12 protein-coding genes are annotated in these 15862 nt (G+C 36.5%); 5 read left to right on the top strand and 7 right to left on the bottom strand.

Annotated elements, in window-relative coordinates; translation table 11 throughout:
* Nucleotides 1–74: 74 nt before the first annotated feature.
* On the top strand, nucleotides 75–3041 hold the full coding sequence (locus tag AC0L6O_RS02680) for a lantibiotic dehydratase (RefSeq protein WP_473306127.1): 2967 nt from the start codon (nucleotides 75–77) through the stop codon (nucleotides 3039–3041).
* Nucleotides 3042–3049: 8 nt separating this feature from the next.
* Here AC0L6O_RS02680 and AC0L6O_RS02675 read toward each other — a convergent pair whose 3' ends face one another.
* A complete protein-coding gene (locus AC0L6O_RS02675; protein ID WP_473306125.1) occupies nucleotides 3050–3772 on the bottom strand; it encodes a LytR/AlgR family response regulator transcription factor in 723 nt (240 codons plus the stop codon).
* A gap of 80 nt (nucleotides 3773–3852) precedes the next feature.
* A complete protein-coding gene (locus AC0L6O_RS02670; protein ID WP_473306124.1) occupies nucleotides 3853–4905 on the bottom strand; it encodes a sensor histidine kinase in 1053 nt (350 codons plus the stop codon).
* 327 nt (nucleotides 4906–5232) lie between these two features.
* On the opposite strand from AC0L6O_RS02670, the gene AC0L6O_RS02665 reads away from it, so the two are divergent.
* Together AC0L6O_RS02665 and AC0L6O_RS02660 are read left to right on the top strand one after the other, a co-directional pair.
* A complete protein-coding gene (locus tag AC0L6O_RS02665) occupies nucleotides 5233–5898 on the top strand; it encodes a LuxR C-terminal-related transcriptional regulator (RefSeq protein WP_473306122.1) in 666 nt (221 codons plus the stop codon).
* Nucleotides 5899–6190: 292 nt separating this feature from the next.
* A complete protein-coding gene (locus AC0L6O_RS02660; RefSeq protein WP_473306120.1) occupies nucleotides 6191–7393 on the top strand; it encodes a pyridoxal phosphate-dependent aminotransferase in 1203 nt (400 codons plus the stop codon).
* 43 nt (nucleotides 7394–7436) lie between these two features.
* Here AC0L6O_RS02660 and AC0L6O_RS02655 read toward each other — a convergent pair whose 3' ends face one another.
* Complete coding sequence (locus tag AC0L6O_RS02655) at nucleotides 7437–9026, bottom strand: phytoene desaturase family protein (protein WP_473306119.1); 1590 nt, start codon at nucleotides 9024–9026, stop codon at nucleotides 7437–7439.
* Nucleotides 9027–9079: 53 nt separating this feature from the next.
* Here AC0L6O_RS02655 and AC0L6O_RS02650 point away from each other — a divergent pair, with 53 nt between their 5' ends.
* Both AC0L6O_RS02650 and AC0L6O_RS02645 read left to right on the top strand, forming a co-directional pair.
* Nucleotides 9080–9766 (top strand): DsbA family oxidoreductase, encoded by a 687-nt coding sequence (locus AC0L6O_RS02650; RefSeq protein ID WP_473306117.1) that lies wholly within the window; start codon nucleotides 9080–9082, stop codon nucleotides 9764–9766.
* A 23-nt stretch (nucleotides 9767–9789) separates the two neighbouring features.
* A complete protein-coding gene (locus AC0L6O_RS02645) occupies nucleotides 9790–11022 on the top strand; it encodes a D-alanyl-D-alanine carboxypeptidase (protein ID WP_473306115.1) in 1233 nt (410 codons plus the stop codon).
* Nucleotides 11023–11372: 350 nt separating this feature from the next.
* On the opposite strand, the gene AC0L6O_RS02640 is transcribed toward AC0L6O_RS02645, so the two are convergent.
* Genes AC0L6O_RS02640 through AC0L6O_RS02625 form a run of 4 tightly spaced genes read right to left on the bottom strand, consistent with a single transcriptional unit; the run spans nucleotide 11373 to nucleotide 15848 of the window.
* On the bottom strand, nucleotides 11373–12140 hold the full coding sequence (locus tag AC0L6O_RS02640) for a peptidase associated/transthyretin-like domain-containing protein (RefSeq protein ID WP_473306113.1): 768 nt from the start codon (nucleotides 12138–12140) through the stop codon (nucleotides 11373–11375).
* A 5-nt stretch (nucleotides 12141–12145) separates the two neighbouring features.
* A complete protein-coding gene (locus AC0L6O_RS02635; protein ID WP_473306112.1) occupies nucleotides 12146–13366 on the bottom strand; it encodes a M14 family zinc carboxypeptidase in 1221 nt (406 codons plus the stop codon).
* Between the two features lie 2 nt (nucleotides 13367–13368).
* Complete coding sequence (locus AC0L6O_RS02630) at nucleotides 13369–15462, bottom strand: peptidoglycan D,D-transpeptidase FtsI family protein (RefSeq protein ID WP_473306110.1); 2094 nt, start codon at nucleotides 15460–15462, stop codon at nucleotides 13369–13371.
* A gap of 14 nt (nucleotides 15463–15476) precedes the next feature.
* Nucleotides 15477–15848 carry an FtsL-like putative cell division protein gene (locus AC0L6O_RS02625; RefSeq protein WP_473306109.1) on the bottom strand — a complete coding sequence of 124 codons (372 nt, stop codon included), beginning with the start codon at nucleotides 15846–15848 and terminating at the stop codon, nucleotides 15477–15479.
* Between the last annotated feature and the right edge of the window lie 14 nt (nucleotides 15849–15862).

Raw genomic sequence — 15862 nt, 5'->3', positions numbered from 1 at the left:
AAGCGAGCAAATCGTTAAAAGTTATCTTCTAAAGTGTAACTTTAATTGATTTTATTCCCATTTCGCCCTATAAAATGTCCAAATATACTTTTTTGCCCGAGCTTGTTTTAAGAACTCCCGCAAAAGCTTTCAAGAGTCAACTGACCGAAACAGAAATAATCACTCTTTTAAAAGATCAGGGATTTCTGGAAACGGTGTTTTTAGCTTCTCCATCTCTCTATCAGGCAATCCTTGACTTTAACTCAGGAACACTTTCTGAAAAAAGCCAAAAGGGTGTTTTAAGAAGTGCCGCTAAATATATAATAAGAAGTCATACACGTAGCACTCCTTTCGGTCTTTTTGCTGGTACTTCGATGTTAAAATGGGGAGACAAAACTAACATTGCCCTTGAAGAAAGCATTCAGAGAAAAACTCAACTAGACTTTAACCTCCTTACTAATTTGTATGAAAACATTAAGGAAAACCCGGAACTCATTTCACAAGTCAAATACTTTCCAAATTCAACCTATTATATCTTACAGGATGAAATACGGTACTTAGAAAAAGCCTTTGAAAATGATGAAGTTACTTTTCAAATATCTGCTCTTCAAAAAAATGATTTTCTTCTATTCCTATTAGAAAAAACCGAAAATGGACTTTCTATAAATCAACTTACCAACATTCTCAAAGAAGAAGGGGTAGAAGAAGAAGACTCACTTGAGTATTTAGCAAGCTTGATTGATTGCCAAATACTGGTCAACAAACTTGAGCCTTCATTAAACTCAACAGATAAGCTTGATGATTTAATTACACTGAATAGAAAATTTGACACGAATAAGAGCCAAGAACTAATAAACATCAAGGAAAAACTTAATCAGCTAGATACTTGCAAACAAAATGACATTGAAAAATACGCCATTTCTCAGGACACCTTGAACCAGAAAACATTTCATACAGAATGTTTCTTTGATTTAAAAAAGAATGCCTCTTTAAATAAAAGCCTTCAAAAAGAGCTATTAGAAGCCCTCTCTGTAATAAACACACTGCAGGAAAAAACAGAAAACAATAGATTAAATGAATTCAAAGTCAGATTTAAAAGGCGATTTGGTTCACAGAAAATACCTCTGTTAATTGCATTAGATACGGAAAAAGGGCTCGGTTATGATAAAGAAGTTGACACCGCACTTGCCCCTTTAATTAAAGATATAAATTTCGCTCCCTTTCAAAACTTAGACACCTCAAAAACTAAAAAAAAGGAAGAAACTTACCTAGACAGCCTTCTCAAAAAGGCACTAGAACAAAATCAGTATGAAGTAAAATTGGAAGACGAAAACCTTCCAAAGCTAAATCATGACTTAAATTTAAGTGCGAGCTGCTCTGTTTTATTTAGGTTAATAGCCGACAATAAGGTTTTCTTAGAAGCCGCAGGCGGAAGTAGTGCAATAAATCTTATTGGTCGGTTTGCCAACAGCTCAGAAGCTTTAGGAGATCTTGTTGACAAAATAAGTAAGGAAGAAATCAATAACAACCCTAGCGTTCGATTTGCTGAAATTATTCATTTACCAAATAGCAAACTCGGTAATATTTTATCTAGAAGGTCCGTTTTTGAACACGAAATATCTTTTTGGGGTATTGGTAAAACAGAAGAAACCATTACCCTTAGAGACCTGGTAGTTTTCATTCAAGAGGATAAACTATTTCTTGAAAATCTGAAGACAAATGAAATAATTATCCCGAAACTAAACTGTACACATAATGTAGGGGACACAGACCTTCCTGTTTATAAATTCCTTTTTGATTTACAGTTTCAAGGCTTGGATGGTAGCATAAAGTTTAATTGGAGTCAACAGCAAGTTTTCTATCCGAGAGTGTCTTATAAAGGGATAATTTTAAGCTTAGCGACTTGGAAATTTAAGAATACATCTTTAGCAGGAGTACATAAACTGAAATCTATAAACGACTTCTGTGAATGGCACAAGAAACTAAAAATCCCCCAACTTTTTGTTATTTCAGAGGGTGATAATGATTTATTAATTAATAGCCAAAGCGAGTTTTTAATCAAACTCTTTATGGACTCTGTCAAAAACAAAAAGCACCTTACACTAAAAGAGTTTCTTTTTGATAAAGATCAGGCAGTTAAGAATTTTGAAGGGCAACCTATGGTTAATCAATTCATTGGTTCCTTAATTAAATCGGACGAGGCCTACGGGGTTCCTAAAAATGAAACTTTAGATAAAGTTGAATCAACAAAAACTTTAAAACCTCTAGAAAGCTCAATTGAACATAAATGGCTATATATAAAACTTTATGCTCCCTTATCCACCTTTGACAGTATACTTTCAAATGAAATAAATGAGGTTTTAAAAATAGCCTTTGATAGAAAATTAATAGATAAGTGGTTTTTCATTCGGCTGCGTGACCCTGACCTCCACTTAAGAATACGCTTTCATTTAAACGATATAGAGAAAGGAGAAGAACTTATCTCCCTTTTAAACCAGCACTTATCAAATCATATAGACATTTGGAAGCTGGAATTTGGCAGATATGAAAGAGAGCTTGAAAGGTATGCCGCCATAGGAATGGATAATGCCGAAAGCATATTTTATCATGAAAGCTCCTCTTATTTAAATTTTATCATACATAGCGAGTCTGAAGATAAAGAAGAACTAAGATGGATATACGGCCTAAAGTGCATAGATGCTTTGCTAAACTACTTTGACTACAACCTAGCAAACAAACTTAGATTCATTACAACATTAAGGGATGGTTTTGCTGAAGAATTTGGAATAAACCAAGAGAAGAAGAAGGAAATTGATAAGCTATACCGTGAACATCGACCAAAGGTAAATGACGCTCTTGGCCAAGGCTCAATCTTTGAACCTCAGATGGTTTTTGAAGAAGATTGGAAAAAGAAAACTGATTTTGAAAAGTCTACTTTAGCAGGTCTAACACATATGTGTATAAACCGAATCATGAATACACAACCTAGGCTTCATGAATTAGTTATTTACGATTTCCTAATGAGAACCTATAAGTCATTTTTGGCTCAGCAAAAAAGATAAGGAAACTTTTACGAGAGCATTTTACTCTCTAAAAGCTCAAAGAACGTATCTCTATAAGTTATACCTAAAGGAATTTTATCATTATCTGTTTGAAGAACAATTTCACCACCATCCACATACTTAAGGTGATTCAAAGAGACAATGAAAGACTTATGCGTTCTAATAAAATGTTCTTTCGGAAGTTTCTCTGCCAACTCTTTCATAGTTAGCAAAGTAATTATCTGCTCTTTTTGAAGCGTGTAAATAGCCACATAGTTTTTAAGAGACTCTATATAAAGGATATTTTCAAATTTCACTTTGACATATTTTCCTTTATGCTCCGTTTTAACCATGATGTAATCACTTAGCGACTCTAGTTTTGTTGCCGTGGTAGCAGCTAAAAACCTATTCTGAACTCTTTGGACTGCTCTTAAAAAGTCATCAAACGGAATTGGCTTAGTTAAATAATCAACCACATCATACTTGTAGCCATCTATAGCATATTCAGAATATGCTGTAGTTAAAACTATTTTGGTATCACCTTTAAGCATATCCATAAAGCTGAACCCAGTGAGGTGCGGCATGTTAATATCTAAAAACACCATGTCAATCTCGTTTTCATTGACAAAAGTTAGAGCTTCAACTGGATTTGAAAAAGATGCAACGTTTTCAACAAAGGATAGCCTTTTAACGTAGTTTTCAAGTACTTTTATTGCTGCAGATTCATCATCCACAATTACACTTAATATCATTTTTTTTCTTTTAGTAGAACTCCTTTGCCTTTAATATACACAATTCTAATCAGATCTAACGTAATTTCCTATTGCGGAACTCACTTCTTCCAGAGTATGGTTAATATCACCTCATAGGTATCGTCATCCTCATTAACTAGTAGATCGTAATCACTTCCATAAGTTAACTCCAATCGCCTTTGAATGTTCTTTATGCCTACAGAAGTTGTCTCTCGATCCTTAAAATCTAGACGCTTTGTATTAAAGCATACAAATTTCAGACCATCTTTATCAACCGCCAGATTTATTTTTATTGGATTCTCCTCGTCATCAATGATGCCATACTTAAAAGCATTTTCAACAAGGCTTAGTAAAACCAAAGGAGGTATAACAAAAAGCATGAACAAACCAGACTTTTCAAAGTCAACATATGCCCTGCCTCCAAACCTAAGTTTTTGAAGTACCAAGTACTCTGTAACTGCTTCGACCTCCCTTCTTAAACTACTGTTTTCTGTCTTGGTACTCTCCACCGAATATCGAAGAAGTTTGGTTAATGAAAGTATAGCATTTCCTGCTTCCGTACTCTTCTCAGCTACATCACCATAAACGAAGTTTAATGTATTAAATAAAAAGTGTGGGTTTATCTGAGCTCTTAAAAAGGCAATTTCTGCACTATGTAATTGCTTCTCGGCCTCTCTTCTTAATCGCTGGTCATCAATACGCTGTAAATATATCCAATAAGCAAAAGCATATAAGGCTGAAGTAGAAAAACGCCAAGTCTCAAAAAGGAAAACGTGCCACGGGTTTGTTTCCAGCTTAAGAATTGATTTATCATATTCAATTACATAAATATCCCAAACACAATTTAAAGCAGAGAAAATCAAAACTGAGATTAGACTTATCAAAATCCCTTTAAGTAATTCTTTCGGAAAAAACCTTTTATAGACTTCAACAATAATGTAAAAACAGAAAGTATAAATAAAAATTGTGCTGAAGTAAGTCATTACAGCACTCGATGTTAAATCTGACGTAAATCCAATCACGAAGATAAAATCAATCAAATAATAGATGCTCCATCCCAAAACATGGAGCATTATTTCCGCCTTATTTCTTCTAATATGATCAAAAAAGGAAACTAGAAACGAGTCTTTCATAATGGTCTTATACTTAAAAAAGCTTTTTGTATAGCAAATAATGTTATGTGCACTTTTTATTTCTCTACTATAACCATGTCCCCGACATTTGTATAGTAAATTTTAATCAATCAAATAATCAATTTTAATCATGAGAAAAATCAATCTCGAAATCAAAAAATCAACTGTTGCTAAATTCAACAATTCTAGCAACAATTCTAGTAAAAATTATTCTACTATTCCTCTTCCATGTTCTACTGTTCCTCTTCCTTGCTCTACTGTTCCTCTTCCTTAATTTAGGAATAAGAGAAATAAGAAGATAAATAGTATTTCCAAAGAAATATTAATATGCAAACATTACCCAAAGTTCTATTGATTCACAGAAGTACCTTAATTTGCGAAGTCCTTCGTGAATCATTAGAACAGAGGGAATATGAGGTTGTATCCTACGCAACCTCTGGGGACGATGCACTCAAAAAGTCTACCAAATATAAGCCAGACGTAATAATAATTAGCAACTCTCTATCAGATTACAGCGGTTTAGAGATTGTAAATGAATTAAATAGAGATTCTTTCAAGGGTTCCTTCATCTTTTTATCTCAAAATGCTAAGGACGCTAGGCAAGTCTTTCAGAAATTAAATGTATCTGGCCATATTCATACTTTTGACGGCATGAGCGAATTGTTTTTTGCCCTTCAAGAAATTAGAGCAGGCAGAAAATATACTTCTCAAAGCGTCAAAAAAGAAATTAACAAGAGTTTCAAAGAAGAAGTAGGTGACCTAGAAATGGACACCTCCGTGCTAAAGTCTCTCACACCAAGAGAGCTTCAAATAATGCAAGCCTTGTCCGACTCTAACACTACTCCACAAATTGCTAAACAGTTTTTAATAAGCCCTGCTACCGTTAATAACCACAGAGCCAACATAATGCAAAAGCTAAACCTTAGAGGAAGAAATCAACTCATAGGTGTAGCTATATCATTAAAACCTTTTTACGACAGCGACGCCGCTTAGTTATTCCAGAATTGAATAGGCTATTTGGTACATTTTTTAAAAAACCTGTCCCGTGCTAGTAAACACCTTTCAATAACATTATTTCCACGCAATAACCTTTTAAAGACACTCTATTTCAAAACGAAATGGAGTGTCTTATTTATATGGCTTATAATCAAACAGAAGTATAAAAAACGACTCAGAATTTAAATCAAAATGAGTCATTCATAAAATAGTTTTATTTTCGGTTTCATATCGCGATTTAAGAACCTATTTTTGCCCCCGATTTTTACGGTAAACAAAACTTAACAAAATGTCTGCAGCACATCAAGTATCTGAACGTATCCAAAACTTGGAAGCATCAGCTACCATTGCCATGTCTCAAAAATCTCGTGAACTACGCGATGAGGGACATGACGTTATCAACCTTTCAATCGGAGAGCCCGATTTTAAAACACCTGAGCACATCTGCGAAGAAGCTAAAAAAGCTATTGACGCAGGTTTTCACTCATATACACCTGTACCAGGTATTCCTGAGTTACGAAAGGCGATTGCAGACAAATTTAAACGTGACAATAATATTGACTGGTCTCCAGCTAATATTGTAGTTTCTACTGGTGCTAAGCACTCTTTGGCCAATGCCCTTCAGGTAATGGTTAATCCAGGTGATGAAGTAATAATTTTTGCTCCTTACTGGGTGAGTTACTCTGAAATGGTAAAATTAGCCGAAGGAACGCCAGTGATAGTTAAAGGTTCTTTCGAGAATGGCTTTAAAGTTACTCCAGAGCAGCTTGAAGCAGCCATCACTGACAAGACTAAGGTTATCATGTTTTCTTCTCCTTCTAACCCTACAGGAGCGGTATTTAGCAAAGCTGAACTTACGGCCATCGCTAAAGTGGTAGAAAAACACGAAAACGTTTTTGTATTAGCTGATGAGATTTATGAGTATATCAATTTCATGGACGAAGGTCACTTCAGCATTGGTTCTATCCCAGCTATAAAAGACAGAGTTATTACTGTTAACGGTATGGCAAAAGGTTTTGCTATGACTGGTTGGAGAATTGGCTACATCGGAGCAGCAGAATGGATTGCAAAAGGAATCACCAAACTTCAGGGTCAAGTAACTTCAGGAACTAACCACATTGCTCAAAGAGCGTCTGTGGTAGCATGGGATGATATGACTTCTTCAGAAACTATGAAGAGAGCATACCTAGTGAGAAGAAAATTAGTAGTAGATGGTTTAAAATCTATTCCTGGTTTTAAGGTAAATACGCCTGATGGAGCATTTTATGCATTCCCAGATATCAGCGATTTCTTCGGAAAGTCAAATGGCGAAACTAAAATCAATAATAGTGATGATTTTAGCATGTACCTACTTCTTAATGCTCACGTAGCTACTGTAGCTGGTGAAAGCTTTGGTGCACCTAACTGTATCAGAATTTCTACTGCAGCATCTGACGAAGCATTAGAAGAAGCAATTGCAAGAATTAAAAAAGTATGTGCTGAGTTGAAATAATCTCACGCAGGACTTAGTATTTGATATTCATAAGCTCCCAAGTTCACGCTTGGGAGTTTATTATTTTTAGGGCTGCATTTCTACCAGGCACGCCACTTACAGCCCCACCTCTTTTAGCCCCTGAGCCACAAATAAAAATATCCGGAAACACTGTTTCCACACCCCAGTCTCCTTCTTCGCGTTCATTTTCAGCGAAAAACCAACTTAGGTCATTATGGAAAATATTGCCTTTGGGTAAACCCAAATCTTTTTCTAAGTCTAGTGCACTTTTACACTCAACACATAAATTCCCAGAAACATCTTTAGCAATACAAGACTCAAAAGGCTCATCCAAATACTTATTAATTCCTGTCAAAAACTTTCCCCAAACTACCTTTTTAACACCTTCATTATCTTCCACAAAGAGGTAATAAGGCATATCTAAACCAAAAACTGTAATGGTATGAAAACCTTTTTCTACCAATTCTTTTGACATAATAGAAGTATCTGTCAATGTATGACAATACATCTCGCATGGAAACTCTTCCGGAATATCACCATTTATGGCTTGCTCATAAGAATTAGCCTGCTGTCCATAGTTTTGATTAATATGAAATGTGCCGGCAAAAGCTTCTTCAGGCGTCACGCTCTTATCTTTCAATTTTGGCAATCGCTCTAACAAGACATTTATCTTAAATGCCGTCCCGTCTAAAGCCTTATACTGTTCCCCCGAAAACCCAAATTCACTTTTAACCTCTTCCGGTACTAGTTTTTCTAATAATTGTGGAGCTGCATTTAGTAAAATATACTCGGCATTTATTCTTTCTTCATTGGCATTGACCGATTGATTGTCAATCTTTTCTACTTCTGTGTTTGTTTGAAACTCAACACCTAAATCGACAGCCTTTTGATGAAGTTGCTTTGCCAAATTTCCCATACCGCCTTTTGGCACACGCCACTCGCCCGTTTTATTGCCAATAATGTGATAGATAAAGGTTTTGTTTTGTAGTAATGATTTATCAAAAGCATGAGTATAAGCTCCTATTTTACCGTCGGTCAATAATACACCACGGAGCACATCAGATTTGACGTATTTTTCTATCAATTCGCCAATGGGCTTCTCGACAAAAAACTCCCATATTTCCATTTTACCCTTTGCTTTGAAAAGAGACTTCCAATCGCTCCTTGACCGTAAGGGCTCCAAAAGAGAATCCCATACCAAATCAGCAAAATCAGCCTGCAATTCAAGTAACTTTTGATAGCCTTCCCATTCTTCTTCTCCATAGCCCAATGCTAAAACGGAGGCCTTTGAAATACTATTATTTTCATTGCTAAGTAACAAACCTTGATTCATATTGTAAGGAGTATATGAAGCGGTTTTTCTTGTCATTAACTCTAATTCAAGCCCTAACTCTTCCATTATTTGCTTTGGGAAAAGACTTATCAAATAAGAGTATCTTGACAAATAAGCCTCAAAATCCGGAAAGGTCCTCTGCGAGGTAGTTGCCCCGCCGATGTAGTTGTTCTTTTCTAAAACCAACACTTTTTTGCCAGCTTTCGCCAAATAAGAGGCCGCCACCAAGCCATTATGACCGCTGCCCACTATTATCACATCATAGTTTCTCATTCTGTAAATATCAAAATTTTGTTTCAAATAGTGCATTTGGACACAATTGAACTATTCAAATCTTAAAATGTTTAAGAGGTATGAAAAAGAAAATCAACATTGACATAGTTTCGGACATAGCTTGTCCGTGGTGTTACGTCGGAAAAAGACGACTAGAAGAAGCAATAAAATCATTAGACGAATACGACCTAAATATAAATTGGCATCCATTCCAGTTAGACCCAAACATTCCAAAAGAAGGGGCAAACAAAGAAGAATACATGGCCAATAAGTTTGGTAGCATGGAACGCTACGAAATGTTAGCAGAAAACTTAGTAAGTGCTGGTAACGGTGTTGGAATTAACTTTGACTTTATGTCAAGTAAAACTATTCCCAATACCATGAAAATGCACCAACTACTGCATGTGGCCACTAAGGAAGGTTTTGCGGACAGCTTAAAAGAAAGACTTTTTAAAGCCAATTTTGAAGAGGTTTTAGATTTAAGCAAAGATGAGACTTTGGTTAAAATCATGCAGGAATTTGATTGGTCAGAAGAATACACGCTTTCTGTAATAAACGACCAAGAAATAGCATACTGGGTAACCCAAGAAATCAGGAATTACCAACAAATGGGCGTCACAGGTGTCCCTTTCTTCATTTTCAATAACAAATATGCCTTTAGCGGTGCCCAACCTGCTCAGGTTTTTATTGATACTATAAAAGATGTAAGTCAAAAAATGGAAGTTACTCAGGCAGAAGCTTGCGACATTAACGATCCTAATTGCTAAATTAGATTTCATTTTAGCAGTTTATGAAGAACATCCTTCTCTCCTTTTTTTTAATAGCCTTTTTAGGGGCATGTCAGGTTCAAAAGATATCTAACAAGGTAATACGCCCAAATGATGTTTCTAATCATTTGGGCTATCTTTTTATTGACACAGCCACGGGTGACACGCTATTCCAACAAAACGCCAATAGATACTTCAGCCCTGCTAGTACCACAAAGCTATTTACCTGGTACAGTAGCCTAAGTTTATTAGGTGAAAACATACCTGCCTTAAAGTACTATGAAACCCCAGACTCTCTATTCTTTTGGGGAACTGGTGACCCTACTTTTTTAAGAGCAGACTTCCCTACCAACAGCACTTTAGCATTTTTAAAAAGTAAGTCAAACAAAAGGCTAATCTTTTCTGATGCCAATTTCCATGGCAAACATTACGGACAAGGCTGGATGTGGGATGATTATTCAGAAGACTATCAAACAGAAGTCTCTACCCTTCCTATTTATGGCAACTTGGCGACTTTCACTAGTGACAAAATTGAACCTAGTTACTTCAAAGCCTTTACTGAAAAGTCACCTAATTTAAAGTCAAAAGTATTTAGAGAAGAAAGTCAAAACCAATTCATTATTACGGAAAACACTAAGCTTCAAAATGTCAGAATTCCCTTCAAAACAGATGGGGAAACCTTGGCGTCTCTACTTTCGGATACGCTACACGTGCCAGTAACATACCAAAAAGAACAAGTGTATAATTATCGGTATGCAACCCTGTACTCTGAACCTAGAGGCAGCCTGATAATACCTATGTTAAAATACAGCGATAACATGCTGGCAGAACAATTGATGCTGATGGCTAGTAGTCAAATTTCTGATTCGTTATCTGTTTCTTCGGCTATTGCATATATGCTGAAAAATAAACTTTCTGACTTACCACAAAAACCACGATGGGTGGACGGCTCTGGGCTTTCTAGGTATAATATGTTTACACCGAATGACCTCGTTTTCTTGCTTCAAAAAGTCAAAAACGAAATTGGGCTTAGCAAAGCTTTTTTCTATTTGCCCAAAGTTGCTCAAGACCCAGAAACATACATTTGGGCAAAATCGGGTTCTATGAGCGGGGTTTATAATTTGGCTGGTTTTATAAAAACCAAAAAAGGAAGAACACTAACTTTTGCTCTTATGAATAATAATTTCACCAAACCTGTAAGTGCTGTTCGCAATGAAATGGCGGACTTTTTGGAAGGGATAAGAGAGGCTTATTGAAATGTTGTATAATTTTCAACCGATATTGTGTCCCTACGAGACAATGTATTTCGATAAGCGATATATAATTATTTCTTCCTGCATATTATCATATCGGACATCCTTATTTTGGAAATTCAACGATACCGATGTCGCGTCCCTAAGGGACTCACTATATTCACCAAAAAACCTATTTCTACCGATATGTCGTCCCTACGGGACTCAACTAGATAGAATTAAATTCCCAGAATCTGTTGTCACTGCGGGACAAAACATTGGTGAAAAATAAAACCGATACCAATCGCTTCGAAATTAATTCTAGCTATGAGGAAACCCCTAAGCAAATATTGGTAGAGAAAAATTATTGATGCTTAATTAGATTTTAAAACAGGGAAACTTGCGGTATTATTAAATTCCCTCAGGCAGACCATGATTTGATAGGTTAAATCATAATCGCTCGCGTTTAGGATAAACTCATCGCCGAGCTTACAATACTCCATAAACTCTGTGAGGTCTGGGTCTTTTAGATTGGTAATGGTAGCTACTTTACCCTTATTATAACGCAACTCTATATAAAAACGTCGTAGGTCTTGATACTCTAATTCGGCCGCCTTTCTTTTTGACTTGCCATCTTTACTCCATAAATCATAAAGTGCATCAATAGACAATCCCGCTCCACCGCCTAGCCCACCTGCCGCTGTAGTTTTCACCAAATTTCCTACTATGTCACGCTTCATGCTCTGGGCATTTCTAGGGTTTTCCAGAAAAGCCTTTATTTCCCGTTCAATGGTTTCGGAGCGTTTATCTCTTACTACTACTTCTTCTAAAGCAATGGCTTGCTGTTCCAGCCCGATGGTAGGATGCCCCACAGATTTGTCCCAATAAATGGCTGTTTCACCAAAACCAATACCCTTAATAATTAACGAATCACCTTCTGCGGCTCTTATAAAAAAGTCACCAGACTTATTAGTCACCACTACGTGTTCTGTTCTTTGATTAGTTACCGTAAGCGAAGAAAGCGGTCTTTGATTTTGACTATTTAAAACTTTGCCATAAACCGACCACAGTTTCTGCCCATTGCTTTGAAAAGCAACAAGAGAAATTAAAAAAACGAATAAAATTCTAAATTTGACAGTCAATATTTTCAGGACGGCACAGCAATAAATTCACCATTTAAAACCAAATAGCATAATTCACCGTTTTTCGTCAATGCGAAATTAGCCTTTTTCTCAAACTCTAAACGCCCTAAATCTTCTTTCTTGACTTTATAAGATGTTAATAATTGTGAAAACTCCGATAATGGACTTAGTACGAAACCTGTAGCATCAAACTCTTCAATGCCCCAAAAGGTTGATAAGTCGCCCATATCTTCCACCGTACTTTTAAATTCGAAGTCTGTAGCATTATCAATATTAACCTCGTCTTTATTGATTCCTATGTCTAGTATTTCACCATCCATTTTGATATTTCTAATCAGCAAGTCAAAAAGGTATTTCTGATTAGTAGGAATGGCATTATAGTCGGCCAATGTTCTGGTTTTATATGTATCGTTTTTGATACTTTCTAGAGCCTTTAAGATTATAAGAAAGTTAAGCTTCCTGAGGTACATTTTTTCATGGTCAGAGTCATAACCACCCGACTCTATCAAAATAAGGCTACTGCCCCATTTTTGAATATTGTCGCCAAAAGCTCTTGGTTCAAACTCATCAGAAAAACGTCCTACTTTGTTCGGTATTATGTCTTGCAAAACGGCATTCATTTCACAAATAACCTGCATCGCTTTTGTTCTATTCTCGTTCCAATCTGTGGCCTCGTTATAGGCTGTTGCCAAAAATGAAATAGCGGCTTGGTTCTTTGTGGCACCGGCAGAATACCTCACGTTTTGATCATGAAGATTGAAAGAAAAGGCTGGCTTAAGCTTCTCTTGAAGCTTTTTCAGGAGCTTGCTCTCTGGGCAAACCAAAGCAAGGGCATCCCTGTTCATGTCAATCTGTTGAGCCGTTCTTCTGGTAAATCTTTCCGCCCCATCAGGATTAAGCATGGGCACAAAGTGCAAAGTAAGCCCAGTCAAAATATCTTCTACAAAACTATTCGAAGAGGCTGCAAAAAAGTTTAAAATGTCAAAAATAGCCATGGTAGCCGTAGCCTCATTCCCATGCATTTGCGACCATAGCAGCACTTGTGTTTTGCCTGCCCCAAGCTTAATTTTATAAATAGCTCTTCCTTCAAAAGATTGACCTATTTCTTCTTTTTGAAAAGAACACTTGTCAAGCAATTTTACTAAGTCGGCATGTTTGAACCTTCTCTTTGTAAAAAAAGGCTCTTTAATACGTTCGTAGGCTAATAAAAGGTCTGATTCTGTCAATACTAATTCAATATTAAATTAACTACTCCACTATTAACTAAGCCATAGTCGGCCACTTTACCAAAGCCTTGATGGCGAACCACGTAGCCTTTATTTTCTAAAATAGGTAAGGCATCTTTAAGCGTCATTCCAGATACATTAGGTATGCCGTCTGTGGCTTTAATAGGTTTCCAATACACCGAATCATTATCGGTAACTCCAAACTTCACCATTCCATCTACCTGAATAGGTTCCATGTCAATAGAAAGTTCGTCTGCAATTTCTTGAAAATCTCCTGCCATTCCAGTCTTTTGCTGTTTAGCTATTAAATTCTTCTGCTGCGACTTCTTAGAAGCAGGGTGAATAGCCACATCATAAGCAAAAATCTTATCGGCAATGTCTCTAAAAACTGGTGCACATACTTGTGAAGCGTAAACCAAATTTCCTCTTGGCTCATCTATCACCACAGCAGCTGTGTATTTAGGATTATCTGCAGGAAAATAGCCAATGAAAGACGTAAAGTATCTTCCTTTATTATAGCCTTTGGCGTCTAGCTTTTGAGCCGTTCCAGTTTTACCAGCCACTTTACAAAAGCCACTGCTGATTCCTTTTGCGGTTCCATCTGTCACCACGCCTTTCATCATCTGCTGAGCTAGCTCAATAACATCATCTGGAGCTATTCGCTTTGATATTTTGACATTACTGTACTGTTCTATTTGCTTATTACCTTCTTTGATTTCTCTTACCAAAAAAGGCTCTACCCAATAGCCGTCATTTGCCACGGCATTATAAAACGCGAGCATTTGAATAGGTGAAATTTGACTTTCATAACCAATGCTCATCCAAGGCAAAGTAAACTTACTATAGGTTTTATCTGACCCGTTTTTGAAGTAAGGATTTTTCTCTCCTTTGAGCTGGAAGCCTATCGGTTTATCTAATCTGTATTTTGAGATATAGGTCAAATAATCATCAATCCCGTTTGAGCCAAAAACACGTTCTATTAATTTGTAAACACCAATATTACAGGATTTTTCAAAGACCTCTTTTACTGTAATGTTTCCATGTTCGTGGTCACAAGTAAACTTTTTGCCACGGTGCATAATAGTACCTGTACAGTTGGCTGCCCAATCGTTTCCACTCATGTTTCCTTTTTCCAAAATAGCCATCATAGAGGCCAGTTTAAAGGTAGAGCCAGGGTCTGTAGCAGCCAAAACCGCATAATTCATATCTTCAATATAAGACGTACTATTGTTTCTGGTTCTTCTACTAAGATTTGCCAAGGCTTTAATTTCGCCCGTAGCTATTTCCATCACTATAGCCGTACCGAAGTTTGCATTTGTTTGCGTTACTTTTTCTCTCAAAGCATGTTCTACAATGTCCTGAAAATTAACATCCAAGGTGGTCACCACATCTTGACCAGGAATAGCCTCTTCATTAATTTCAGAATCTAGTGGCTGGTTTACGCCTCCGGCCAATCTCTTAAACAAAGATTTACCATTTTTCCCTGCCAAATAATTATTGTAACTAAACTCTATTCCAAAAAGCCCTCTGGTTTTTGTGTCTCTATCTAAACTCCCGATAGTTCTTTTCGCCATATCATTAAATGGCAATGAGCGGGTTGATATTTTTTCAAAAACTCCGCCGCCTCTATATGGTCCTTCTTTAAAAAGTGGAAACTCTGAAATTTCCATCTTTTCTTGGTGAGATATTCTTCTACCCGTCAATCTTAAATAGCGACTTCTTTTCGACTTTCTTTTGCTTACAATTTGAGATTTGTACTCGTTCCAAGTTTTGTCCTGAAAGTGAGCCGATAGTTTTTTGGCTAGTTCATCTATTCCTGCATTAAAAACAGCGTCCGAAGCCTGCTTTACATCAAGACCAACATAATAATAAGGTACAGATGTAGCCAACAAGCTTTTCCCATCAGAGCCATAAATATTACCTCGCATGGCAGGTATTTCTTTCTCATAAATGAGATTTCTCTCTACGGTTGAATTCTTATATTTCTCATTGTTTTGGACACTTAATATTCCCCAAACAATAGTCACCGCTATAAGCCCCATGAATGCAAACATCCATAAAGACCTGTTCTGAATTTGCCCTTTTATACTGCTCATTTTCTTCTTCGGTTTTACTGGGCTACTACAATTTTGACTGGCGGCTCAATGTTCCTCAAAAGACCTCTTTTCTCTAAGGCTGTAGAAACCTGAGAATGCTTGCTTTTAAACATGTAAGAAGATTTGTGAGAGATATACTCTGCTCTTTTTTCTTTAATTTCCCGCTCGGCTTTATCCAAACCTCTGATAAGGGTTTCAAAATTATGCTGAAAAAAGATGTAGGTAAGAACTAGCAAAAACGCAAACCCAACCTTCTTAAGCATGGAAGTGGGGAGTTCTTCGGAAATGTTTAGGGTGTCAGAAATCCATTCTCCAAAATTGAACTTATTGGCCAATCTAGACATTAATGGCTCTTTCCGCTGACCTTTAGGTACGTTGAAAGACATGATTATTAGGAATT

The sequence above is a fragment of the Arcticibacterium sp. GJ41-1 genome, from assembly GCF_055808875.1.
The sequence above is the reverse complement of the archived record's forward strand: the minus strand, read 5'-3'. Positions and strand labels throughout refer to the sequence as shown.

Bases quoted from the DNA above. Each gene is read 5' to 3' on its own strand.
- AC0L6O_RS02680 (WP_473306127.1), top strand. From the start codon at position 75: ATGTCCAAATATACTTTTTTGCCCGAGCTTGTTTTAAGAACTCCCGCA.
- AC0L6O_RS02675 (WP_473306125.1), bottom strand. From the start codon at position 3,772: ATGATATTAAGTGTAATTGTGGATGATGAATCTGCAGCAATAAAAGTA.
- AC0L6O_RS02670 (WP_473306124.1), bottom strand. From the start codon at position 4,905: ATGAAAGACTCGTTTCTAGTTTCCTTTTTTGATCATATTAGAAGAAAT.
- AC0L6O_RS02665 (WP_473306122.1), top strand. From the start codon at position 5,233: ATGCAAACATTACCCAAAGTTCTATTGATTCACAGAAGTACCTTAATT.
- AC0L6O_RS02660 (WP_473306120.1), top strand. From the start codon at position 6,191: ATGTCTGCAGCACATCAAGTATCTGAACGTATCCAAAACTTGGAAGCA.
- AC0L6O_RS02650 (WP_473306117.1), top strand. From the start codon at position 9,080: ATGAAAAAGAAAATCAACATTGACATAGTTTCGGACATAGCTTGTCCG.
- AC0L6O_RS02645 (WP_473306115.1), top strand. From the start codon at position 9,790: ATGAAGAACATCCTTCTCTCCTTTTTTTTAATAGCCTTTTTAGGGGCA.
- AC0L6O_RS02630 (WP_473306110.1), bottom strand. From the start codon at position 15,462: ATGAGCAGTATAAAAGGGCAAATTCAGAACAGGTCTTTATGGATGTTT.
- AC0L6O_RS02625 (WP_473306109.1), bottom strand. From the start codon at position 15,848: ATGTCTTTCAACGTACCTAAAGGTCAGCGGAAAGAGCCATTAATGTCT.